At 59.9% G+C, this 22,924-nt stretch carries 19 protein-coding genes; 12 read left to right on the top strand and 7 right to left on the bottom strand.

Going from position 1 to position 22,924, the window contains the following annotated elements; genetic code table 11:
* Positions 1-58 precede the first annotated feature (58 nt).
* From DW178_RS06270 to DW178_RS06255, 4 genes are read left to right on the top strand one after another with little or no spacing between them, the layout of a single operon-like run.
* Entirely contained in the window at positions 59-3,304 is a 3,246-nt protein-coding gene (locus tag DW178_RS06270; protein ID WP_033499418.1) for a helicase-related protein, read from the top strand.
* Positions 3,301-4,083 (top strand): DUF4391 domain-containing protein, encoded by a 783-nt coding sequence (locus tag DW178_RS06265; protein ID WP_033499419.1) that lies wholly within the window; start codon positions 3,301-3,303, stop codon positions 4,081-4,083. The genes DW178_RS06270 and DW178_RS06265 overlap by 4 nt, the downstream gene beginning before the upstream one ends.
* Positions 4,067-4,861, top strand: coding sequence for a hypothetical protein (locus tag DW178_RS06260; protein WP_033499420.1), 795 nt, complete (start codon positions 4,067-4,069; stop codon positions 4,859-4,861). Before DW178_RS06265 ends, DW178_RS06260 begins: the two co-directional genes overlap by 17 nt.
* Before the next feature lie 11 nt (positions 4,862-4,872).
* A complete protein-coding gene (locus DW178_RS06255) occupies positions 4,873-6,108 on the top strand; it encodes a site-specific DNA-methyltransferase (protein WP_197702168.1) in 1,236 nt (411 codons plus the stop codon).
* A gap of 53 nt (positions 6,109-6,161) precedes the next feature.
* Here DW178_RS06255 and DW178_RS11715 read toward each other — a convergent pair whose 3' ends face one another.
* From DW178_RS11715 to tet(W), 3 genes are all read right to left on the bottom strand, one after another.
* Positions 6,162-6,275 (bottom strand): DUF4368 domain-containing protein, encoded by a 114-nt coding sequence (locus DW178_RS11715; protein ID WP_276635242.1) that lies wholly within the window; start codon positions 6,273-6,275, stop codon positions 6,162-6,164.
* Positions 6,276-6,295: 20 nt separating this feature from the next.
* Positions 6,296-6,670 (bottom strand): hypothetical protein, encoded by a 375-nt coding sequence (locus tag DW178_RS11710; protein ID WP_502695383.1) that lies wholly within the window; start codon positions 6,668-6,670, stop codon positions 6,296-6,298.
* Positions 6,671-6,870: 200 nt separating this feature from the next.
* Entirely contained in the window at positions 6,871-8,790 is a 1,920-nt protein-coding gene (gene tet(W) / locus DW178_RS06245) for a tetracycline resistance ribosomal protection protein Tet(W) (RefSeq protein WP_118350179.1), read from the bottom strand.
* A 680-nt stretch (positions 8,791-9,470) separates the two neighbouring features.
* Between tet(W) and DW178_RS06235 the strand changes: the two genes are divergently transcribed.
* Genes DW178_RS06235 through DW178_RS06215 form a run of 5 tightly spaced genes read left to right on the top strand, consistent with a single transcriptional unit; the run spans position 9,471 to position 16,069 of the window.
* Positions 9,471-10,121, top strand: a complete 651-nt coding sequence (locus tag DW178_RS06235; RefSeq protein WP_199408098.1) for a hypothetical protein — start codon at positions 9,471-9,473, stop codon at positions 10,119-10,121.
* Position 10,122: 1 nt separating this feature from the next.
* On the top strand, positions 10,123-13,185 hold the full coding sequence (locus DW178_RS06230) for a type III restriction-modification system endonuclease (RefSeq protein ID WP_033499421.1): 3,063 nt from the start codon (positions 10,123-10,125) through the stop codon (positions 13,183-13,185).
* A 1-nt stretch (position 13,186) separates the two neighbouring features.
* A complete protein-coding gene (locus DW178_RS06225; protein ID WP_022349656.1) occupies positions 13,187-14,071 on the top strand; it encodes a DUF4238 domain-containing protein in 885 nt (294 codons plus the stop codon).
* Between the two features lie 24 nt (positions 14,072-14,095).
* Positions 14,096-14,314 carry a hypothetical protein gene (locus tag DW178_RS06220; protein WP_022349657.1) on the top strand — a complete coding sequence of 73 codons (219 nt, stop codon included), beginning with the start codon at positions 14,096-14,098 and terminating at the stop codon, positions 14,312-14,314.
* A gap of 51 nt (positions 14,315-14,365) precedes the next feature.
* Positions 14,366-16,069 carry a DUF262 domain-containing protein gene (locus DW178_RS06215; RefSeq protein WP_118350178.1) on the top strand — a complete coding sequence of 568 codons (1,704 nt, stop codon included), beginning with the start codon at positions 14,366-14,368 and terminating at the stop codon, positions 16,067-16,069.
* A 3-nt stretch (positions 16,070-16,072) separates the two neighbouring features.
* Here DW178_RS06215 and DW178_RS06210 read toward each other — a convergent pair whose 3' ends face one another.
* From DW178_RS06210 to DW178_RS06200, 3 genes are read right to left on the bottom strand one after another with little or no spacing between them, the layout of a single operon-like run.
* A complete protein-coding gene (locus DW178_RS06210) occupies positions 16,073-16,498 on the bottom strand; it encodes a plasmid mobilization protein (protein WP_022349659.1) in 426 nt (141 codons plus the stop codon).
* Between the two features lie 5 nt (positions 16,499-16,503).
* On the bottom strand, positions 16,504-17,574 hold the full coding sequence (locus DW178_RS06205) for a site-specific integrase (protein WP_022349660.1): 1,071 nt from the start codon (positions 17,572-17,574) through the stop codon (positions 16,504-16,506).
* Between the two features lies 1 nt (position 17,575).
* A complete protein-coding gene (locus DW178_RS06200; protein ID WP_006681531.1) occupies positions 17,576-17,779 on the bottom strand; it encodes a hypothetical protein in 204 nt (67 codons plus the stop codon).
* 140 nt (positions 17,780-17,919) lie between these two features.
* Between DW178_RS06200 and DW178_RS06195 the strand changes: the two genes are divergently transcribed.
* On the top strand, positions 17,920-18,333 hold the full coding sequence (locus DW178_RS06195) for a helix-turn-helix domain-containing protein (protein WP_022349661.1): 414 nt from the start codon (positions 17,920-17,922) through the stop codon (positions 18,331-18,333).
* A 618-nt stretch (positions 18,334-18,951) separates the two neighbouring features.
* On the opposite strand, the gene guaA is transcribed toward DW178_RS06195, so the two are convergent.
* Positions 18,952-20,547 (bottom strand): glutamine-hydrolyzing GMP synthase, encoded by a 1,596-nt coding sequence (gene guaA, locus DW178_RS06190; protein ID WP_118350177.1) that lies wholly within the window; start codon positions 20,545-20,547, stop codon positions 18,952-18,954.
* Positions 20,548-20,892: 345 nt separating this feature from the next.
* Here guaA and DW178_RS06185 point away from each other — a divergent pair, with 345 nt between their 5' ends.
* Positions 20,893-21,894: an undecaprenyl-diphosphate phosphatase gene (locus DW178_RS06185; protein ID WP_118350176.1), complete on the top strand. Its 1,002-nt coding sequence runs from the start codon at positions 20,893-20,895 to the stop codon at positions 21,892-21,894.
* A 72-nt stretch (positions 21,895-21,966) separates the two neighbouring features.
* Positions 21,967-22,905, top strand: a complete 939-nt coding sequence (locus DW178_RS06180) for an AEC family transporter (RefSeq protein WP_118350175.1) — start codon at positions 21,967-21,969, stop codon at positions 22,903-22,905.
* Positions 22,906-22,924 lie beyond the last annotated feature (19 nt).

The following is a 22,924-nucleotide window of genomic DNA, read 5'->3' as shown; positions in this document are numbered from 1 at the left end:
TGGTTCGATTGAAACAGTCAAAACGCGATAAGAAGATAGTAGGAGGGGGCATAGAGGCGTGAAGTCGCTAAGCAACGTCGGCGCGGAGCGCCTGGGAGACGCCCTCGGCGAATCCATCGACGACGGCGCGAAGTTGTCGATAATCAGCTCGTATTTCACCGTGTTCGCCTACGGGGAGCTCAAAGAGGAGCTCTCCAAGGTCGACGAGGTGCGCTTCCTGTTCAGCGAGCCCACCTTCATCAAGCGCATGGCCGACTCGAAGGAGCCGCGCGAGTTCGAGGTAGCCCGCCGCGCGCGCGAGGTCGGCGTCGGCGGCTCGGGGCTCGAGCTCACGCTGCGCAACAACCTAAACCAACGCGCGCTCGCCCGCGAATGCGCCGAGTGGATCCGCGAGAAGGGCGTCTTCAAGTCCGCCAAGACGTCCGGCGCCATTCAGCCGGGCGGCACCTACGTGGTGGAGAACCCATCCGGCGACGACCACGCCTTCATGGGCGCCGCCGCGAACTTCACGCAGGAGGGCCTCGGCTACGAGCGCCGTCCGGGAACCGTGACCTGCGTGAGCCATTTCGAGAACGCGACCGAGGCCGTCGGCCTCAAGATGATGTTCGAGTCGGTCTGGGACAACCCTGCCATGGTCGAGGAGGTCACCGCGCAGGTGGCCGCCCAGGTCGAGACGCTCTACCGCGAGAACCCGCCCGAGTTCATCTATTTCCTGACCCTGTACCACCTGTTCCGCGACTTCATGGAGGACGACGAGGACAACGGCATCCGCCCCGGCCTCAAGTTCGAGGAGTCCGTGGTCTGGAGCAAGCTCTACGACTTCCAGAAGGACGCCGTCGTGGGCGCCATCCGCAAGCTGGAGAAGTACAAGGGCTGCATCATCGCCGACTCGGTGGGCCTGGGCAAGACCTACGAGGCGCTCGCCGTCATGAAGTACTACCAGGAGCGCAACGACCGCATCCTCGTGCTGTGCCCGAAGCGCCTGCGGGACAACTGGACCCTGTGGACGCAGGACAACGACGACCGCAACCCGCTGGCCGACGACCGCTTCAGCTACACGGTGCTCAACCACACCGACCTGTCGCGCTACCACGGCATGAGCGGCGAGGTGGACCTCGAGCACCTGCGCTGGGGCCACTTCGACCTCCTCGTCATCGACGAGAGCCACAACTTCAGGAACAAGAGCACCGACGCGGACAAGACCGACCGCTACACGCGCCTCATCGAGGACGTCATCAAGTCGGGCCAGCGCACGAAGGTGCTCATGCTCTCTGCCACCCCGGTGAACAACCGCCTGCTCGACCTGCGAAACCAGATCGAGCTCATCACCGAGGGAGACGACGCGTACCTCGCCGATACCGATGGCATCCCGTCGATCACCCACGTGACGCGCGTCGCCCAGCAGAGGTTCAACGAGTGGAGCAAGCTCTCCGACTCCGAGCGCACGACCGAGAGCTTCGTGAACGCGGTGAACGCCGACTACTTCAAGCTGCTCGACGTGCTGACCATCGCGCGCAGCCGCAAGCACATCACGAAGTACTACGGCGCCGCGAGCGGTACCTTCCCGGCGCGCCGGCCGCCCCTGTCGTTTCAGACGCCCATTGACCTAGAAGGCGAGCTGCCGCCGATTGCCGTGCTCAACGACATGATCGCCCAGCTCACGTTCGCCCAGTACCAGGTGCTCTCCTACGTGCGCGCCGACCAGCGCCGCAAGTACGAGGACCGCTACGGGGACACGTGGGGCAAGGACTTCGAGAGCCAGGTCCACCGCACGACGGCGGTGGCCAACCTCATGCGCGTCAACGTCCTCAAGCGCATGGAGTCCTCCGTGAACAGCTTCCGCATCACGCTGCGACGAATCCTCGACGGCTGCGTCGACCTGCGCGCGAGGCTCGACGCCGACGCGTCGGGGGTCGCCTACGGCACCGAGGGCCTCGAGGACGGGTTCGACGACGACGATGCCGAGGAGTTCGAGGCCGGCGGCAAGGTGCGAGTCGACCTGCGAGACGTCGACGCCCTGCGCCTGGGCCAGGACCTCGACTTCGACATCCAGGTGCTCCGGGCCCTGCTAACCTATGCCGACGCGGTGACGCCCGAGCGCGACGCCAAGCTCGTGAAGCTGCGCGACTTCATCGCGGGCAAGGTCAGCGAGCCGTACAACCCCGGCAACCGCAAGGTGCTGGTGTTCAGCGCGTTCGCCGACACGACGGCGTACCTTTTCGAGCAGCTGGCGCCCTGGCTGAAGCGCGAGCTCGGAATCGAGTGCGCCGAGGTGGCGGGCAGCTCCAACCGGACCTACTCGCTGAAGCTTCCCAGGACCACCTTCGAGAACATCCTCGCGAGGTTCTCTCCCGTCTCAAAGGAGCTGCCGGAGAGCCAGCGGGAGCTCGGCGAGATCGACGTCGTCTTCGCGACGGACTGCATCTCCGAGGGCCAGAACCTGCAGGACTGCGACTGCCTGGTGAACTACGACATCCACTGGAACCCCGTGCGTATCATCCAGCGCTTCGGCCGCATCGACCGCCTGGGATCGAAGAACTCCCAGATCCAGCTGGTCAACTTCTGGCCGGACATCGCGCTCGACGAGTACATCCAGCTCGAGGGCCGCGTGAAGGGGCGCATGGCGCTGCTCGACGCGTCGGCAACCGGCGAGGAGAACGTGCTGGAGGCCAAGGGCAATGGAGAGATGAACGACCTCAAGTACCGTCGCCGGCAGCTCCAGCAGCTCAAGAGCGAGGTGCTCGACCTCGAGGACATCTCGGGCGGCATCTCGATCACGGATTTCGCCTTCGACGACTTCCGCGTGGAGCTCCAGCGCTACGCCAAGGAGCATCCCGGCGCGTTGGAGAACTCGCCGGCGGGACTGCACGCCGTGGCCCCCATCCCCGACGAGCTTCGCAGCGACGTGAAGCCAGGCGTGGTCTTCTGCCTCAAGCAGAACGACGAGGGCAACGATCCCAGGGACACGAACCCTGTCTTCCCGTACTACGTGGTGTACGTGTCGGCCGACGGCGAGGTCATGACGAAGCACACCCAGCCCAAGCCGGCGCTCGACATCATGCGCGCCGTCTGCTCTGGGCATCCCGAGCCCATCGCTAAGCTGTGCCGCGAGTTCAACCGCGAGACCCGCGACGGGACGAGGATGGACGCCTACACCGACCTGCTTGACGATGTCGTTGCGGCCATCACCGGAACGCAGCAGGACAAAGGCATCGAGAGCCTGTTCAGCCTGGGAGAGGTCGGCAGCGGCACCGTCATGGGCTTCAACGACTACTCGTTGGTATGTTTCGCGGTGCTGCGATGAGCGGCATCGACTGGAACGGAATCCTGCGCCTGCCCGAAGCGGCGCTCGCGGGATGCCGCCGCATTCCCAAGACGGTGCTCGTCAAGCAGGCCATGCTCACCAAGACCGAGCAGAAGAGGCTCGACAAGGTCGCGCGCCTCGAGCACTTCGCCACGGTCCAGAAGTCCACGACGCGCATCCCGCCGTACGAGGACGACGAGCGCAACGTGCAGAGCGTCGTCTTCCTCCGTTGCGAGATGACAGCCGGGACCATGGCGGTGGCCGAGGTGGCGGAGCTCGTGCACAAGTGCTTCCCGAACCCGACGGTGCTCCTGGTCGAGGCGGGCGGCTGCGCGTGCATATCGGTCGCCCTCACGCGGAGGAGCCAGGCCGAGCAGGGCGCGACGGTCGTCGACCGAGTCGAGTCGACGGGCGCGTTCGATCCTGGCCGTTCAGAATACGCGGACTTCCTAGGCGCGCTGGCATTCGGGCGGCTCTCGCAGGGCGACCTCTGGGAGTACCTGGTCGACCTGTCGCGCACCGTAGCGCTGTCCCGCGCGATTGGCGGCCTGGGGTTCTACCCCGTATGCCCCGCTCGAGACCGGGAAAAGCTGATCGCCCTCACGTCGCGCTACGATGAGATGGGAGCCTCCGTCAAGCGGCTGAAGGAGCAGCGGCGGTCGAAGGACATAACGCTCAACGAGTCCGCGAAGCTGAGGATGGAAATGAAGGAAGAGGAGCGACGCCTGAGGGCGGTCGCCGATGAGATAAAGGAGATCTGCAATGGCCGTTCTAGATGAGTATATTTTGCGAGCGGCGCGCCTTTTGAGTGATGCTGCAGATGAGGATGTTGATGCGCTCTGCCGTGAAATCATGCAGGTCTTCGACCTCGACTACACTAACCCCGAGGCTTTAAAATATATCAATTCCTCAAGCTCATTTCGCTACTCGAAAAGCGACCTAGGGATGATTCTCCAGAAGCTGCGCCTAAAGCGGGAAGACTCAGACGACAAAGCGTTCGGTGCCGCATTCTGCGCAACTATAACGCAGCATATCAGGAGACTGGAGCAAGCTCTTGAAGAGGGCGTGAAAGACGACGAGCTCAAAGCCGTATACGACTCAATCGACTACGTCTACGCAAACGCGAGGGGCTACGACTCCTACACGGACGGACTAGCCTCCTATTCCTATGGGTCTTCCAATCGCAATGATTTCAACGATGAACAGACGCAACTACGTATCGACAAACTGAAGCATTTCCGTGATGAGGAGCTCCGTAAGCTGAAAATCGCCGAAGCGCAGGGCGCTAGCGTCAGCCTCACGGCATCCGCCACGAGCAACGTACAGGTCACGTTAGAGGCAACCTTTGAACAGATTGACAAATTGCCAGAGACAACGCTTTCCGATGACGAGAAGACGCTGCTCAAAGGGATGATGGGCGATCTCAACACAAAAGATAAAAGCAAACGGGGCAGCAAGCTTGACAAACTCCTGAGCTGGCTTGCCGGCAAGGGCACCGACGTTTTTATTGCCGCCATGCCCTACATAGTTCAACTAATCAAATCTCAACTTTCCTAGGAGGAGACCTCATGGGCGAGATAGAAAAGATGACTCTTGAATCGGAGAGTCTTATTGACGACCGCCTGAATAAGCTCAAGGAGCTGATGCCCGAAGTGTTCTCCGAGAGCGGAATCGACTTCGACAAACTGCGGCTGGAGCTTGGCGACGAGGTAGACGAGGGCCTGGAGCGCTATGCGTTCACGTGGCCCGGCAAGGCCGATGCCATCCGCCAGTCGCAGATGTCCAGCACTGCTACTTTGCGTCCCCGTATCGAGAAAAGCCGCAGCCGCGATGGAGAGGATGGGTCCTTCGACTCGGACAACATTTATATCGAAGGCGACAATCTCGAGGTGCTGAAGCTCCTACAGCGCGGCTACCACGGCAAGGTCAAGATGATCTACATCGACCCACCCTACAACACGGGTCACGACTTTGTCTACAAGGACAATTTCGGCAACTCTGTCGATAACTATAAGGAGCAGGCGGGACTCGCCGGCCAGTCCAACGCCGACACAAGTGGCCGCTACCATAGCGACTGGTGCTCGATGATGTACCCTAGGTTGAGACTGGCTCGAGAGCTCCTAACCGACGATGGCGTCATTTTCATTTCGATTGACGATAACGAAGACCGCAATTTGCGCATCCTCTGTGACGAGGTGTTCGGAGAGGCAAATTTCGTTTCTCAGCTAATCTGGGAACGAGCTTACTCGCCCAAGAATGACGCCAAATACGTTTCAAATAGCCATGATTATGTTCTCGTATACGCCAAATCCATTGAGCGCTTTGTGATTGGACGCCTGCCGAGAACAGACGAGGCAAACGCCCGCTACAAGAATCCAGACAACGATCCTCGAGGCGTTTGGAAGCCAAGCGACCTCAGTGTAAAGACTTACAGCCCAGATTCCGACTATCCAATCACAACGCCCTCGGGGCGTGTTGTAGAGCCTCCAGCAGGACGCTGCTGGAGGCTCTCGCGAAACGCGTTTCGCGAGAGACTCCAGGATAACCGCATTTGGTTTGGCCCAAACGGCGACAGCGTCCCTTGCATCAAGCGTTTCCTAACAGAGCTCAAATATGATGGAATGGCTCCAACTTCAATCATGTTTTACAAAGAAGTGGGTCACAGCCAGGAAGGCGCCAAGGAGCTCGTATCTCTATTTGACGGAAAGGGCTATTTCGATGGACCGAAACCGACGAAACTACTTCAGCGCCTGATAACCCTTGCGAATCTGCTAATGTGCGATAAAGAAGTAATAGAAGTGTAAAAAATTTTGCCGTTCCTATCCGGCACTTAGGGCTGTGTCGGATAGGTCAGGCGTTAGGCTTCCGGCAAGTCTATCTTGCCGACAAAGCTGTAATAAATCTCAATGTCCTGCCTGCGGGTGCCGTTCTCGTCATAGCTGCACTCATGCACGACGATTTTCTCAATCATTTCCCGCAAGAGGGTGGGGGTCAATTCTTCAAAAGCAAGGTGCGCTTTCTCACAATCCCCATGAATTTCTCGGCGTTGACGGTGGCGGCCTGCGACTTGGAAAGTTCCTCCTGCAAAGCGGCAGCCCGGTCTTTCAGTTCCCGCTGCTCCTGCTCATAGTCCGCCGACAGCTCCATGAAACGCTCGTCGCTGATTTTGCCGCTTACATTGTCCTCATACAGCCGCTTGATAATGCGGTTCACTTCGGCAATGCGTGTCTGGGCCTGTTCAAGCTGCTTCGTGGCTGCGGCGGTCTTTCTCTTGCCGCCGATTTCGTTCTGCTGGATGAGCAGCTTTACAAAGCGGCTCTCATGCCTGGCGGCGTATTCCGTCACTTGCCGGAGATTGGAAAGCACGCCCGCCGTCAAAAGGTCGGTGCGGATAAAGTGTGCCGTACAGTCACGGGTACGCTTCTTGTAGCTGCCGCAGATATAACAGTCCTGCTTGCGGTTCTATTCGTCTGTTCCTGGTTCAAAATAGTTTCTCCTCTCTGATACTGATTTTATCAATGATATTTCGCAATAGCCAGCAATGAACGCTTGCATTGCGCAAGACGTTACATTATCTTCTGAAGCATATAGCGCACCTTGTCCAGGCGGCTGTTTGGACGGCGGGGCTGGATGACTGGCTTGCCGACAGCGGCCTGATACCCTTTCAGTTCTGTAAGGCATACGCTCTGCCCGTTGGTGTAAAAGGCCAGATCAGTACGGTATGCCTGTATACAGCGGGCGGGAATCTCGCCAGTAAAGACAACTTCATCCTTTTTTACCTGGACCGTTTCGATGGTGGCACAGTATTTCGGTGCATCATGATAAGCCCTGGAAAGATATTCCCGGGGCGCATAGAGGGTGAAGGAGAGATAAGGTTCCAGCAGTTGCGTCCCTGATTCCTTCAATGCCTGTTCCAATACAATCGGGGCCAATGAGCGGAAGTCCGCCGGCGTGCTGACCGGACTGTAATAAAGCCCGTATTCAAAGCAAATCTTACAGTCCGTTACGTTCCAGCCGAACAAGCCCTGCTCCAGCCCGTAACGGATACCATCCCTGACAGCGTTTTGAAAACTCTGGTTCAAGTATCCCAGCGAAACCCGGCTCTCGTATTGTACACCGGAGCCAAGCGGGAGTGGTGTAACAGACAGTCCGATGGATGCCCAAAACGGGTTGGGCGGCACCTCGATATGGATGGTGTGGCTGGCTGCTTTGAGCGGCCGCTCCATATAAATGACGGTGGGTTCCTTTACCACTGTTTCAAGCTTGTATTTTTCCGACAGCAAAGCGGAAACAACCTCCAACTGCACCCGGCCCAAAAAAGAAAGAATGATCTCATGGGTGATGGAATCCACCTCGCAGCGCAAAAGCGGGTCAGTATCCGCAAGTTGCGTAAGAGCGTCCAGCAGCCGTTCTCTTTGCGCTGCCGTTTTCGGCGCAATCGACGTCCGCAGCATGGGGAGGGGGTCCTCACGCCACCTTTTACGAGGGAGCCGGGTTGGGTCCCCTAATACATCGTTTAACCTCACGCTGTCGCTGGGAAGGATAACAATTTCACCCGGATAAGCGGTGTCTGTCCGAACAATTTCCCCTTTGGATGGAATACGCATCTCTGTGATTTTCAGCTTTTCTCTCCCGGCCAGGGCCACCGTATCCCGCAGGCGCAGCGTTCCGCTGTATAGCCGTAGATAGACACGCCGCTGGCCGCAATCTGTATACTCCACCTTGAAAACGCTGCCGCATAGGGCGGCGCTCCCCTGTTCCCCAATCGGTTGGAACAGCCCTGTCACCGCATCCATCAACGGTTGAATGCCAAGGCCCTTTTTGGCGCTGCCATAATAGACCGGGAACAGGGAGGCGTCTTGAACCCGCCGCTGTTCCTCCCGCACAAGTTTTTCCCGGCTGATTGGTTCTCCTGCGATATACTTTTCCAATAATTTATCGTTATTTTCGATGACCGCATCCCATGCTTCTATGTCGGTATTTTCCTCCAGGACTATTTCCGGGGACAGCGACACCGTCTGCTCGATGATAATATCGGCGGAGAGCTTATCCCGAACAGACTGAACCACGCTCTGCAAATCAACGCCAGCCTGGTCGATCTTGTTGATAAAGATAACGGTGGGAATGTTCATTTTCCGCAGGGCATGGAACAGAATACGGGTCTGGGCCTGCACGCCATCTTTAGCGGAGATCACCAAGATGGCCCCATCTAAAACAGCCAAAGAGCGGTACACCTCCGCCAAAAAATCCATGTGGCCGGGCGTATCCACAATGTTGACTTTACATCTGTGCCACTGGAAGGAAGTGACTGCCGCTTGAATGGTAATCCCACGCTGCCGCTCCAAAAACATGGTGTCCGTCCTCGTTGTCCCTTTTTCGACGCTCCCCGGTTCTGAAATGGCTCCGCTGGCATATAGCAGGCTCTCCGTCAAGGTCGTCTTTCCAGCGTCTACATGGGCAAGAATTCCAATATTGATTATTTTCATGTGATTGTCCTCCCTTTACTGCCCCGAAGGGCATAAAAATCCCCAGCAGTAAAATACTTTTACCACTGGGGATGATAATTTGCGGACATACACATATGCAGCATACACCTGTTTGTGAGTGCTGTTTTTGGGGATATGTCAAAATTGATAAGGCAAAAGTATTCTTAAATTGGGTACAAAAAACTAAGCCCCTACAAAAGGAACTATCATAATCCTTTGTTCCCACTATTTGATTATAGTTTTATTTAAGAATACCTTGCCGCATATTTTTTACTCCTTTTCTGGACTTGAATTATTATATCACATCAGTTTTAGGAAAACAAGTATCTAAAAGAAATTTTTCTTCCCCTTATATGTAACAATCATACCGGCTTCCTAACGTTCAGAATGGTTTCTACTGTCTGCTGCGGTGTTTGGTTGGAATTGTCCAGCCAAAAGCCGATCCGTGGTGTTGTCTGCATTTTACTAAATACAAATTCAATGTATACAGAAAGAAATATATAAGGAGTGGGAGGGATTCCGCCGTAGTCGGCATTGTAGGAAAATCCAAAAGTTTAGATTTTCTCAAAATGCTTATCTTTTGGTCTTTGGTTCGGAATAGTGTAGTGCTGGCGGTCTATCTATTGTTTTCGGTTGCTTGCTTCTTTACCGTACATGAGCATTTAAGCACGGGTGATATTGTGCTTGATTTTTTCTCAGGCTCAGCATCGACCGCCCATGCCATGTTCCTGCAGGAGCTCGGAAAAGATGATCGCTATCAGTTTATCCTTGTCCAGCTTCCAGAGCCTTGTGACCCGAAACGCGACGCCTACAAGGACGGGTATGAGACTCTCTGCGACATAGGCGAAGGACGCATTCGCCGCGCAGGCGACAAAATCAAAACCGAGCTCGAGGAATCCAACCGTCAACTCAAGCTTGGCGAGGGACCCAAGCAGCTTCCCGACATCGGCTTCCGTGTGTTCGAGCTCGATGAGTCCGGCATTGAGAAGCCCGAGCCCGGTCAGCTCCTCTTCGACGTGGTCAAGCCCGATCGCTCCGATATGGATATCGTCTTCGAGATGATGCTCAAATGGGGCCTCGAGCTCACGCTGCCCGTCGAGAAGTCTGAAGCCGCGGGCTATCCCATCTGGTCCGTCGCTTGCGACGAGCTCGTCTGCTGCATGTCCCGAGGCCTCACCATTGAGGCGCTCGAGGCCATCGCCGACATGGAGCCCAGGCGCGTTCTCATCCTCGATTCCGTCCTCGACGACACCCTCAAGCTCAACGCCGTGCAGATCTTCAAGCACGCCGGCGAGCGCATGGGCTGTGAGATCGAATTGAGGACGGTCTAGCATGGCGGCGCTCGAGTTCAAGTTCTCATCCGACCAGCAGCACCAGCTGGAGGCCATCGAAGCAACCTGCGACCTGTTCCGCGGACAACAATTTATTGGCAGCGTATTCTCCGCCGATTCCGGCCGCAAAGGCCAGACGGCAATCGGCGAGCTCATGGTCGGCCACGGCAACGAGCTTCGCGTGGCGCCGGGCCAGCTCCTCGACAACCTGCACGCCGTGCAGGAGGAGGGCTGCCTCCCGGCAACCGACGTCCTCACCGATGGGCGCCTGCGAGACTTCACCGTCGAGATGGAGACCGGCACCGGCAAGACCTACGTCTACATCCGCTCCATCTACGAGCTAAACCGCCGCTACGGCATCACCAAGTTCGTTATCGTCGTGCCGAGCGTGGCCATCCGCGAGGGCGTCCTCAAGAGCCTCCAGACCACCCGCAGGCACTTCGAGACGCTCTACGACCGCACGCCGCTCGACTACTTCGTGTACGACTCGAAGGACATGGGGCCGGTGGGTAACTTCGCCACGTCGAGCTCCATCCAGGTCATGGTCATCAACATCGACGCGTTCAACAAGGGCCTCGAGAAGGATGGCACCGCGAAGGAGGGCAACCTCTTCCACCGTCCCAGCGAGAAGCTCACCGGCGGCTTCAGCCCTCGCGAGCTCGTGAGCGCCTGCAAGCCCGTCGTCATCATCGACGAGCCCCAGAGCGTCGACAACACCAAGCAGGCCAAGGCCGCCATCAAGAGCCTGAACCCGCTGTTCGTGCTGCGCTACTCGGCCACGCACAAGCAGGCCTACAACATGATCTACCGCCTCACGCCGGTCGACGCCTTCGAGCGCCACCTGGTGAAGGGCATCTGCGTGGACTCGATCAAGGCCGAGGCGAACCTCAACGGCGCGTACGTGAGGCTCGAGTCCGTCAAGTCCGACCCGTTCTCCGCCAAGGTGTCCATCGACGTGCGCCAGGCCGACGGCACGCAGAAGCGCAAGGCCGTCACGGTGAAGACCGGCAACGACCTCTACCAGAAGAGCGGCGAGAACAGCGACTACGAGAGCGGCTGGGTGGTCAACAACATCGGCGCCGCAGTGGGCGACGAGTTCATAGAGTTCCAGAACGGCGAGGTGCTCGAGCTCGGCGAGGCGCTGGGCGACGTCAACGAGGAGGTCGTCAAGCGCGCGCAGATCCGCCGCACCATCGAGGACCACCTGGCCCGCCAGTTCGAGCTGTGGCCGCGCGGCGTGAAGGTGCTCTCGCTCTTCTTCATCGACCGCGTCGACCGATACCGCGTCTACGAGCCCGAAGTCCACGGCGGCCTGTACGCCCTGATGTTTGAGGAGGAGTACGCAGGTGCCCTGAACTCGAAGGCGCCTCGTCGCATCGCAAAGGCGGCGGGGATCGGCAAGGGCACGTGGCTCGAGTGCTACGAAGCCGTCGGCGCCCCGCTGGTGCGCGACCCCCACGCCGTGCACCAGGGATACTTCGCCAAGGACAAGAAGGGCAAGTTCAAGGACTCCAAGGGAGCCGCCGGCACCGCCGACGACGCCGGGGCCTTCGAGCTCATCATGCAGAAGAAGGAGACGCTCATCTCCTTCCCGGACGGCAAGGACGCGGACAAGGACGTCTCTTTCGTCTTCAGCCACTCCGCGCTCAAGGAGGGCTGGGACAACCCCAACGTGTTCCAGATCTGCACGCTCGTCGAGACAAAGGACAACCTGACCAAGCGCCAGAAGATCGGCCGCGGTCTGCGCCTGTGCGTGAACCAGGATGGCGAGCGCCTGTACGACCCAGAGGCGAACGTGCTCACCGTCATCGCGAACGAGAGCTACGACGACTTCGCCAACGGCCTGCAGAAGGAGCTTGAGGCTGAGGACTTCAAGTTCGGCGTCATCACTCCGGAGAGCTTCACGAAGGTCACGGTCAAGGGCGATGATGGCGTCGAGGAGCGCCTGGGCTACGAGAAGTCCAAGCAGGTCTACGACCACCTCGTCGCGACCGGCATGGTCGACGACAAGGGCGCGGTGACGCCCGAGCTGAAGGCGGCCGCCGAGGAGGGCAAGGTCGAGCTCCCCGCCGAGCTCGAGCCTGCCAAGGAGCAGGTCGAGGCGATCATCATCCACAAGTCCCAGAGGGTCCAGATCCGTGACAAGGCCAAGGAGGTCTCGGTCGAGCTGCAGAAGGACGTCACGCTCGACCCTGCGTTCCAGGCCCTGTGGGACCGCATCCGCCAGCGCACGCGCTTCCAGGTCGAGGTCGACTCCGGCAAGCTCATCGAACATGCCATCGAAGCTGTCGACGGCATGCTCGCCGTGCGCCCGCCCCAGGTGACGAGCGAGCGTGCCTCGCTGGGCATCGACGACGCGGGCGTGAGCGCCGAGGGCACGGGCACCTCCGTGGTGTCCGTTTCGGGAAAGGTGAAATACGACCTTCCCGACCCGATCGCAGAGCTGCAGGACGCCGTCGGGCTCACCCGCGGCACCATCAAGGCGATCCTCGAGGGCTGCAGCCGCCTCGACGAGTTCGAGATCGACCCCGCGACCTTCCTCGCGCAGGTCGGCGACAAGATCAACCGCGTGAAGAACGACCTCATCGCCCAGGGCATCAAGTACGTGCGCCTTCCCGAGGACGAGTGGTACACCATGCGCGACCTCGAGCTTGACGACTACACGGCCTACCTTGGGCAGAACGCGTGGAAGCCGGACATGACGAGCAAGAGCCTGTACAACTACGTGGTCTACGACTCGGCGGGGGTCGAGCGCTCCTTTGCCGAGGCTCTAGACAAGCAGGAGGAGGTTCTCGTGTTCGCGAAATTGCCCTCGGCGTTCAAGATCGACACGCCGCTCGGCAGTTACAACCCCGACTGGGCGTACGTCGAGGAGGCCGACGGCGAGCGCCGCGTGTACTTCGTGACCGAGACCAAGGGCGGCAAGAACGGCGAGCCCGCCCTGCGCGACGCGGAGAAGATCAAGATCGGCTGCGCCAAGAAGCACTTCGAGGCGCTGGACCTCGGAAACGACTTCCATTACAACGTGCGCACGACCTACCAATACGAGGCGGTGAAGGCTTAGGATGTCGAAGCTGCCCGGAAAGATGACGCGAAAGCAGCACTGGGTGCCGCGGTTCTACCTGCGCCATTTCGCGGATTCCTCCGGGCAGCTTCATGCCTACAGCAGACAGAAGGGCTCCTTCTTCCGCACGAATTGCGAGAACCTTTGCAGCATGCGCGATCTTTATGAGGTCGAGCATGCCGATGCGACAGGCGATGCGACAGACAGATTCTATGCGCAGAACCTCATCGAGGTTAAGCTATCTGAGCTCGAGAGCCGCATCGCGCCGCTTTACGATCGCTTTTTGGAACGCCAGAAAGAAGACCAGTGCGAAGACGAAGGGTATTCTGATGGGAAAGCCGCCGTTTGCGAGCTGGCAGCAAATATCATCGTCCGGCACCCTATCAGTATGCGCGTCGACAAGAAATGGTCACGCGAGACTGCCGAAGAGCTGCTCAGAAACGTTCATCTGACACCCTATGAGCTCGGCTTGCTCGATTGGTCGGATTGGCGCGGGGATTCCCAAGCGGTGGTCGAGCTTGCCGCCGCCGCAACCATGCTCTTCTCCAACGATGATATTGTGCCAGTTAACCGTATTCGAAAGGCTTTTTTTGAGAAGAGCTTCTCCATCCTTAGGGCACCCGTCGGCTCAGGGTTCGTTACGACGTCGATGCCTATGTTCATCATCGGGCCCGAGGACGACTCGTACGATTTTCATCTCGCGTATATGCCGTTGAGCAGTGAGTATGCTGCGGTCTTTTCAGATGACCCTCTATTTCCGCCGTTTGCGAGACTCGGTTTTTCGGGCGTCGAGTTCATGAACCGACTTCTTCTGCTTAACTGCGAGCATTGGGATGTCGCCATATCGAGGGGAAGCGGCCCGCTCGAGCACGCGGTACGCGATTGAAGTCAAGCGAACAGTGCCGAATTCATGCACGAGATGTTCACGCGCGACGGCAGGGAGCTATCCCTCGACACAGTGATCTACGACCGCTCGAAGAAGAAGGGGCAGACGATGATCGATACCATCGACCGTGGCTGCCTCGAGGGCGGCTGCCTTGATGACGAGGACCTGCGCATCATCTTCGAGCACCTTCTGGGGAGAAGACGGCAAGGACCGGGAACATTAAAGGGTCAAGCAGCGTATTGATAAAATTGACCCCGCCAGCAATAACCGCAAAGGATAGATAGGGCTTTAAGGATGGATGCAGGAAAAGCAACGATAAGCGGCGTGTTCAACGGATCGCGCCTGCTCGAAATACCTTTTTACCAAAGGGCGTACGTCTGGGGAGAAGAGCAATGGGAGCGTTTCCTCGGCGACATGGAGTTCGTCACGGCCTCGAAGCGGCCCTATTTCCTGGGCTCCATCATCCTGAAGCAGGCCTCCTCCGGCAACGCCTGGTCCGAGGTCTCCGAGGTTCGCACCGTCATCGACGGCCAGCAGCGACTCACGACCATGGTCATCTTCTTCAAGGCACTCTGTGCAAAAAACGGCACCAACAATTTGTTTGAGCGAGATTTCGTCCTGGAGACCGGCGATGTCGCCTTGCGGCACGGCAAGTACGACCGGCAGGATTTCGAAAAGGTCGTCAGCGCCACGGGCTGCGAACCCCTCGAGGGCTCCTCGGCCATCGTCCTTGCCTACAACTACTTCCTCAAGAATATCGACCCGGAGAAGGTCGACAGGAACACGATCAAGTCGAACGTCCAGTTCGTCTGCATCGATCTTACCGAGGGCGAGGACGAGCAGCAGATATTCGACACCATCAACTCGCTCGGGGTGCGCCTGACGACGGCGGAGCTCCTTAAGAACTACTTCTTCAACCGCGAGAACGAGCAGGCGTTCAAGGAGTGCTGGGAAGACGTCTTCGAGCCCACGGCTGAGAAGAGGGAGTATTGGGAGCAGGAGATCGTTACCGGGCGCATCAAGCGCACGCTCGTCGACCTCTTCTTCGACGCGTTCCTCCAGATTCTGGTCCAGGACAAGAGGCGTGGCGTCACGACCGAGGACAAGCTCTTCTATTCGCGTACTTCGAACCTCTTCCAGTCCTACAAGGATTTCATCGGCAGGTACTGCAACGGCGACAAGGTCGAGATTCTCGACAACATGAAGGCGTATGCCGAGGCGTTCGAGTCCACGTTCGACCCTGGCTACTGCGACGCGGACATCCCCTCCGCTTCCGGCGTCGAGCGCCTGAACGTGCTGATATTCGGCCTCAAGAACTCGACGCTCATCCCGTACGTGCTCTACGTTCGAAAGAACGCGGAGTCTTCGAGCGAGGAATCTAAGATCTACGCCCTGCTTGAGAGCTACATCGTCCGCCGAATGCTGGTTCAGGCGACCACGAAGAACTACAACAGGCTGTTCACCTCGCTGATCTTGAACGAGGTGAAGGACGCGGAGGCGCTGAGGAAGGCTCTCGAAGCCAATGACGAGGCGACGACGTACATGCCCGGCGACGCCGAGGTTCGAGCGGCATTCGAGGAATCGTGTCTGTACAACCTCCAGTCCAAGGGCGTCCTCTATCTGCTGGAAAGCGCCATTCGTCCGGGCATGAGCAGCACGGCCCTGCTCGGGTTCAACCAGTACACCCTCGAGCACATGATGCCCAAGAAGTGGCGCAACAAATGGGGAGCCCTCGACGATGAGGCTGCCACGCGAAGGGACCGGAAGCTCCTCACGCTCGGCAACCTCGCCATCATCACGCATTCGCTCAACGCCTCCATCCGCGATGCCGATTGGCCCACCAAGAAGCAGGGAAAGGGATACAAGGACGGCCTTGCCCTCTGCGCCGCCGGCCTTGCGACCATGGCCGGCGCCCTAGAGAAGGAGTCTTGGAACGAGGGCGATATCGCCGATCGCGCCGAATGGCTTGCGGACAAGGCGTTGGAGGTCTGGCGCTAGGCCCTACCTGCGTCCCATCTCGAAGATGCTTGCGGTGTCGGAACCCGCATCGATGACGGATGGAACCGGCTCTTCCAAAAACGTAGTTCGTGGCGATGTCTCTTCCGTCGGCGCGTCAAGAGGCTCGCCGAGCGCTAGGAAGAACCTCATCACGTGCTCAATTCTCTGTTGCAGGGACTCGCTCAGCTCGCCGTAGGAGGCCGCCAGCCGCACCTCCTTGGCCAATTCCGCCATCGAGTCCCTCAGTGCCTTCTGCACGCTCACGGAGGGCCTCACCTCGACCTGGGTATCGGTGAGCTTGGCGATGATGTAGTCCTGCCTGTTCATGCCGCTCCAGGCTGCCATCTCGCATATGAGCTTGCGCTCCTCGGGCGTGCAGCGGAACGCCATCGTCTTGCTGCGCTTGCGGGCGCTGTTCTCGCACGGCATCCTTCTTACCCCCTCGCCCCGTCGAGCGCGGCGGCCATCTCGTCCTGCTTCGTGGGGAACAGGTGCGCGTAGCGGTAGGTGATGTCCACCGCCTCGTGGCCCATGCGCTCGGCGATGGCCAGCGCGGAGAAGCCCATCTCTATCAGCAGGCTCACATGGCTGTGGCGTATGTCGTGTATGCGGATGCGCTTCACGCCCGACGCCTTGCACCCGCGCTCCATCTCGTGGGCCAGGAAGTGCTTGGTCACGGCGAACAGGCGCTCGTCGGGGGCGACGTCGTCGCGCATCTCGATGAAGTCCGCCATCTCGTCGCGCAGGAAGGCGGGCATGACGATCGTGCGCACGGACTTGGGCGTCTTGGGGTCGGTCACGGTGTCAACGCCGTTGAGGCTCTGGTACGACTTGTTGATGCGCAGCCGCGAGCTCTCCAGCATGAAGTCGGACGGCGTGAGCGCCAGGAGCTCGCCGCAGCGTATGCCCGTCCAGTAAAGCAGCTCGAAGGCGTGGAATGAGAGAGGCTTGTCCATGACGGCCTCGCTGAACCTCAGGTACTCGTCCTTGGTCCAGAACTGCATCTCGCCGCCCTTCTTCGAGCCTATCTTGTCGACCCTGCGCACCGGGTTGTCGCTGAGGCCGTAGTAGCGCTCGGCGTGGTTGAAGATGGCGTTGAGCTGGTTGTTCACTGTGCGCAGGTACGTCGGTGCCCAGGGCTTCCCGTCGGCGTCCCGGTGCTCGGTGAGCTCGTTTTGCCACCTGATGACGTCGATCGGCCTCACGTCGCACATGCGCATGTCCCCGAAGAACGGCACGAGCTTGTCGTTGATGATGTACTCCTTGGTGATCCACGTGTGCTCGCGTATGCGCGGCTTCACCTCGGAGGCGTACACCTCGACGAACTCGGAGAACGTCATGTCCATGGCCCCGCCGTTAAGGCTCTTGAACTGGCTCTCCCACACTGCGGCCTCCACCTCGGAGGAGAAGCCGCGCTTCGTCTTGTGGCGCTTCGAGCCGCGGGCGTCGCGGTAGTAGCACTGCACGTAGAACGTGCCGTTGCCGTCGTCCTTGTACACGGGCATGTCAGTCCACCTCCGGGAAGTACAGGGCGTCGAAGACGTCGCTTCGAACGCGCCCGCGGATGACCACGCGCCCGCGCGCCTCCTGCTCGGCGTTTATCTTCCTGATCACCTCGTAGGCGCTGCCTTTCTTGATCCTCAGCAGCTCCGCGACCTCGTCGGCGTCCAGCATGTGCGGCCTCGGCGTCTTCGCCACCTTCTCGTCCATGGCTCCTCCAATCAATGGCGTACGGATACGTACGGTTCACAGATTCAGAGTAAACGTACATATCTGTACTGTCAATAGAATTGCGTACATTTGCGTACGCTGATAAGATGTGCTGGTACGTAATTCCAGGAGGAGGGCTCATGTCCGTAGGCGAGAACATAAGGCGGTACCGCAAGTCGCGCGGCATGACGCAGGCGCAGCTCGCCGAGGCGGTCGGCCTGACCGAGGGGGCCGTGCGCCACTACGAGAGCGGCATCCGCGCCGTGAAGCCCGAGCTGCTCGAGTCCATCTCCGCGGCGCTCGGCGTGTCCGTCAACGCCCTCAAGGATTACGGCGTCGAGACTGCGGGCGACCTCATGTCGCTGCTCGTGCGGCTCGAGGACTCCTTCGGCATCGTGCCCGCAGCCGACGGCACGGGCCTCTCCCTGAACCCCAAGGCGCCGCACGCGCCCAAAGCCGCGATGGCGATCGAACTGTGGGCAGAGAAGCGCGCGCAGCTCGAAAACGGCAAGATCGACGCCGACGAATACGAGGACTGGAAAGCCTCGCTGTAGCGGCTCTCCGCATTTCGCGATCAACGCAACCGAATCAGGACGGTGGACCAGGCGGCGAGCGCCGCTCGGGCCTGCGTAAGCTGAGTTTTTACTCCCCATTGCATGCCAAGGCATTTCCGGCGCACCTGGGGAGTAAATGACGCGGTGGCTTACACGGCGGCACGCGGCAGTACGCCGCGGCATTTCCCCTGGTTACTCCCGTTTTCATTGAGGCGGCGAGATTCTTTACTCCCCATTAACCACCTGGGAAAACGCTGTGAGAAGACCGCCGAAAAGCCTATTGAGTTCGATTTGAGTTTCACAGGCCCCGAAACGGCCCCGTTTGGCTCTCGGAGACAAAAATCGCGCGTCTACTCACTTGGGATGAATCCTTACTCCCGTTCCTCCGAATGCCGCACCGTGCCTTGCCGTCTTGAAACACGGGGGAGTAAATTGCGAAATCGCAGGTGAAAGGGAGTAAAACGACAAAGAAAAAGCCTCCGTCCCAACGCGGGAACGGAGGCTCGGTTATCGTATTTACTCACCAACATCGCTGGCGGCTTTGCCATGACTCTCGTACGAAACGAAACTCAGCGGCACAGTGCGGCACTCAAAAATGCAGGTCAGAACCCTATCAGCCTACTCCCACTCGATCGTCGCGGGGGGCTTGGGGGTGATGTCGTAGCACACGCGGTTGGCGCCCGGCACCTCGGCCACGATGCGGCTCGAGATCTTCGCCAGCAGTTCGTAGGGCAGCTTCGCCCAGTCGGCGGTCATGGCGTCGGAGCTTTCCACGGCGCGCAGGATGATGGGGCGCTGGTAGGTGCGCTCGTCGCCCATGACGCCCACCGATTTGATGTCGGGGAGCACGGCGAAGTACTGCCAGCAGCTGTGCTCGCTGTTACGCTCGCCGGTCTCCTCGAATAGGCGCTGGTTGTACGCGTCAAGCTCCTCGCGCACGATGGCGTCGGCGTTCTTCAGGATCTCAAGCTTCTCGGGTGAAACCGCGCCGATGATGCGGATGGCAAGACCCGGGCCGGGGAAGGGCTGGCGATGCACGATATGGTCGGGCAGTCCCAGCGCCGTGCCGAGCGCGCGGACCTCGTCCTTGAAGAAGTGGTCGAGCGGCTCGATCAGGTCGAAATGCACGCCCTCGGGGAACGGGATGAGGTTGTGGTGGCTCTTGATGGTTGCCGCCTTGCCGCCCGTCTTGCGCGCGCCGGACTCGATGATGTCGGGGTAGATGGTGCCCTGGGCCAGGTACTTCACGCCGTCGAGCTGCTGGGCCACGGCGAAGAACTCCTCCCAGAACTGCGTGCCGATGATGCGGCGTTTCTGCTCGGGGTCGGTGACGCCGTCGAGCAGCTTGGCGTAGCGCTCCTCGGCGTGAACGTGGATGAAGTCGACGTCGAACTGCTTGGTGAACACGTCCTCGACCTGCTCGGGCTCGCCCTTGCGCAGCAGGCCGTGGTTGACGAACACGCAAGTCATCTGCTTGCCGACGGCGCGAGCGCCCAGCGCGGCAACCACGGAGGAGTCGACGCCGCCCGAAAGGGCCAGGATGACGCGGTCGGAGCCGACCTTTTCGCGGAAGTCGGCGGTCAGGGTGTCCACCAGGTTGTCCATGGTCCAGTTCGGCTCAAGGCCGCAGATGTCGAACAGGAAGTTCTTGAGCATCTGGTTGCCGAACTCGGTGTGCTTGACCTCGGGGTGGAACTGCGTGGTGTAGATCTTGCGCTCGGGGCACTCCATGGCGGCCACAGGGCACACGTCGGTGGAGGCGACTACGGAAAAGCCGGCGGGAACGTCCTTCACGGCGTCGAAGTGGCTCATCCACACGGTCTGATCGGCGGGCGTGCCCGCGAACAGCTGGCCGCCGGAGACGTGCAGCGTGGCGGGGCCGTATTCGCCCACCTCGGGGTGGTACACGCTGCCGCCCAAGGTGACGGAGGTGACCTGATGGCCGTAGCAGAAGCCCAAGATCGGCACGCCCAGCTCGTAGATGGCGGGGTCGACGCGCGGAGCGTCCTCTGCGTTGACGGAGGCCGGGCCGCCGGACAGGATGATGGCGGCGGGCGCCATCTCATGCACCTCGTCGGCGGTGATGTCGCACGGGACGATCTCCGAGTACACGTGCAAATCGCGCACGCGGCGGGCGATCAGCTGCCCGTACTGCGCGCCGAAGTCGAACACGACGACTTTCTGGTTGGTGGAACTGGACGATGCGGTGCTCACTAGAAGGCTCCTTCTTCGGTTGTATCATGCTGCCCGGCCGCGCTTGCGGCTGCACTTTTGTCTGCGTATTTGTATCAACGATTGTACAGTAAGCTGCGCTAATCCATACCTGTCGGCTGTGCATCTTCAATACAACGCTACGCAAGGCCCATGTTATCGCCTGCGTTTTGCCCTTCCAATATCAAATGCAGGTAAAGAAAACGTGCGCCCGCTCTGGTTTATCGGGCCTTGTGCGGCTCTCGGTGCGCGTGGCGCTTCGCCGCCTTCTACAATTTCGAATCCGTGCGGCATCGCGGGCTTATTCGGCCCGCGTTCGCGCGTGAAGGGCTCACCGAAAGGCGGAACATGATCATCGAAGCGTTGAAATCCCTACTGATCGGCATCGTCGAGGGCGTCACCGAATGGCTGCCCATCTCGTCGACGGGCCATATGATCCTCGTCGATGATTTCGTGCAGCTCCAGGTTTCTCCGGAGTTTCTTGCGCTGTTTTTGGTGGTCATCCAGATCGGCGCCATCCTGGCCGTGCTCACGCTGTACTTCCACAAGCTCAATCCCCTGAGTCCGCGCAAAAACGCCGACGAGAAGCGCGCGACCTGGCGGCTGTGGGGGATGGTGGCGATCGGATGTATCCCGGCGGCTGTCGTGGGCATTTTGCTCGACGACTGGGTGAACGCCCACTTCTACAACAAGGTCACCGTTGCCGCCATGCTTATCTTGTACGGCGTGGTGTTCATCGTCATGGAGCGCCGCAACCGCCGCCGCATGCGCCGTGCCCGTGCCGCGGTGCGCAACCAGGCGCGTGCCCGTGTCGAGCAGCCTCCGGCACCGCGCGGCCGCCATGCCCGCGTGCAGGCTCCGTCTCATCCCGCGCCCGCTCATGCCTGCGCCGCCGACCTTGACGCCGCGGCAGAGCGCGGCATCTTCCGTATCGCCGATGTCGACGACATCGATTGGAAGACGGCCCTGAAGATCGGTTGCTTCCAAGTGCTCGCCATCGTCCCCGGCACCTCCCGTTCGGGCGCCACCATCATCGGCGGCATGCTGTGCGGCTGCAGCAGGACCGCCGCGGCGGAGTTCACGTTCTTCCTGGCCATCCCCATCATGTTCGGCTGGGGCCTGGTGAAATGCATCAAGTTCGCCGCCGCAGGCCTTGCCATGACGACCACCGAGGCAGTGGTGCTCGCAGTAGGCGTGGTTTCGGCGTTCGCCATGTCCGTGGTGTCCATCAAGTTCCTGATGGGGTACATTAAGAAGAACGACTTCACGGCGTTCGGCTGGTACCGCATCGCGGTGGGCGCGCTGGTGCTCGGCGTCTTCGCGCTGCAAACCGCGGGCATCCTGGCGTAACGGTCCGCGCCCGGCGCTTTCCCGCCCTGCTCCGTGAGCTCGCGCAATGCACGGGGAAAGGGAAGGGAAGCGGTGCTTAGCCAGTTCAGCAGCATCTTCACGCAGATGGTGGCCCTGTTCGCCGCCATAGGCGTCGGCTATATCTGCAAGAAAACGGGCGTCATGGACGCCGATTTCGACAAGAAGCTCTCGGGGCTTGTCCTGAGCGCCACGTTGCCGGCGCTGATCTTGGCGTCGGTGCTCAACGTGGATAGCTTGCCCGATCCCGCGCTTATGGCTCAGATCATCGGGCTTTCAGTGCTCAGCTATGTGCTGTTCATCCCCATCGCCTACCTGGTCACCTACGTGCTGCGCATCCCCGACGGCCGGCGCGGGGTGTACCGCTTCATGCTCATTTTCGGCAACACGGGCTTCATCGGTTACCCCGTGCTGTCGGCCATCTTCGGCCCGCAGACGGTTGTATACGCCGTTGTGTACAACATCGTGTTCAACCTGCTGTCGTTCACCTTCGGCGCCTGGCTCATCGCATCGGACAACGAATACGGCGTCAAGGTGCGCATGAGCTGGCGCGATTTCGTCACGCCCTGCAACATCGCCACGCTCATCACCATGGCGTTGGCGTTTTACGGCGTGCATGCCGTTCCTGTGGTCGGCCCCGCGCTTTCCACCATCGGCAGCTTCACCACGCCCGCCACGCTGCTCATCGTGGGTTCGTCGCTGGCGAACCTTCCCGCCGCCAAGCTTCTGGGAACCCCTCGCCTGTGGATCGCGTGCCTGGTCCGCATGGTGGCCACCCCGCTGCTCATCTTCGCCGTCATGCGCCCTCTTGCCGGCGGAGCATTGCTGGGTGTCGTCGTGGTGCTGGCCGCCATGCCCGTGGCCACCAACGGCACCATGTTCTGCTACCAGTACGGCGGCGACGCCAAGACCATGGCGCAGGGCACCTTCATCACCACTGTCTTGGCGCTGGTCACCATCCCGTTGCTGGCAACGTTCTCGGCTGTTTTGTAGCCGGGGCAGGGCGCTGTTC

The sequence above is a fragment of the Eggerthella sp. AM16-19 genome, from assembly GCF_003474385.1.
GTDB lineage: Bacteria > Actinomycetota > Coriobacteriia > Coriobacteriales > Eggerthellaceae > Senegalimassilia.
This window is presented reverse-complemented; position numbering and strand designations above follow the sequence as displayed.

Bases quoted from the DNA above. Each gene is read 5' to 3' on its own strand.
- DW178_RS06265 (WP_033499419.1), top strand. From the start codon at position 3,301: ATGAGCGGCATCGACTGGAACGGAATCCTGCGCCTGCCCGAAGCGGCG.
- DW178_RS06260 (WP_033499420.1), top strand. From the start codon at position 4,067: ATGGCCGTTCTAGATGAGTATATTTTGCGAGCGGCGCGCCTTTTGAGT.
- DW178_RS06255 (WP_197702168.1), top strand. From the start codon at position 4,873: ATGGGCGAGATAGAAAAGATGACTCTTGAATCGGAGAGTCTTATTGAC.
- DW178_RS11715 (WP_276635242.1), bottom strand. From the start codon at position 6,275: ATGATTGAGAAAATCGTCGTGCATGAGTGCAGCTATGACGAGAACGGC.
- DW178_RS06230 (WP_033499421.1), top strand. From the start codon at position 10,123: ATGGCGGCGCTCGAGTTCAAGTTCTCATCCGACCAGCAGCACCAGCTG.
- DW178_RS06225 (WP_022349656.1), top strand. From the start codon at position 13,187: ATGTCGAAGCTGCCCGGAAAGATGACGCGAAAGCAGCACTGGGTGCCG.
- DW178_RS06220 (WP_022349657.1), top strand. From the start codon at position 14,096: ATGCACGAGATGTTCACGCGCGACGGCAGGGAGCTATCCCTCGACACA.
- DW178_RS06215 (WP_118350178.1), top strand. From the start codon at position 14,366: ATGGATGCAGGAAAAGCAACGATAAGCGGCGTGTTCAACGGATCGCGC.
- DW178_RS06210 (WP_022349659.1), bottom strand. From the start codon at position 16,498: ATGCCGTGCGAGAACAGCGCCCGCAAGCGCAGCAAGACGATGGCGTTC.
- DW178_RS06205 (WP_022349660.1), bottom strand. From the start codon at position 17,574: ATGCCCGTGTACAAGGACGACGGCAACGGCACGTTCTACGTGCAGTGC.
- DW178_RS06200 (WP_006681531.1), bottom strand. From the start codon at position 17,779: ATGGACGAGAAGGTGGCGAAGACGCCGAGGCCGCACATGCTGGACGCC.
- DW178_RS06195 (WP_022349661.1), top strand. From the start codon at position 17,920: ATGTCCGTAGGCGAGAACATAAGGCGGTACCGCAAGTCGCGCGGCATG.
- DW178_RS06185 (WP_118350176.1), top strand. From the start codon at position 20,893: ATGATCATCGAAGCGTTGAAATCCCTACTGATCGGCATCGTCGAGGGC.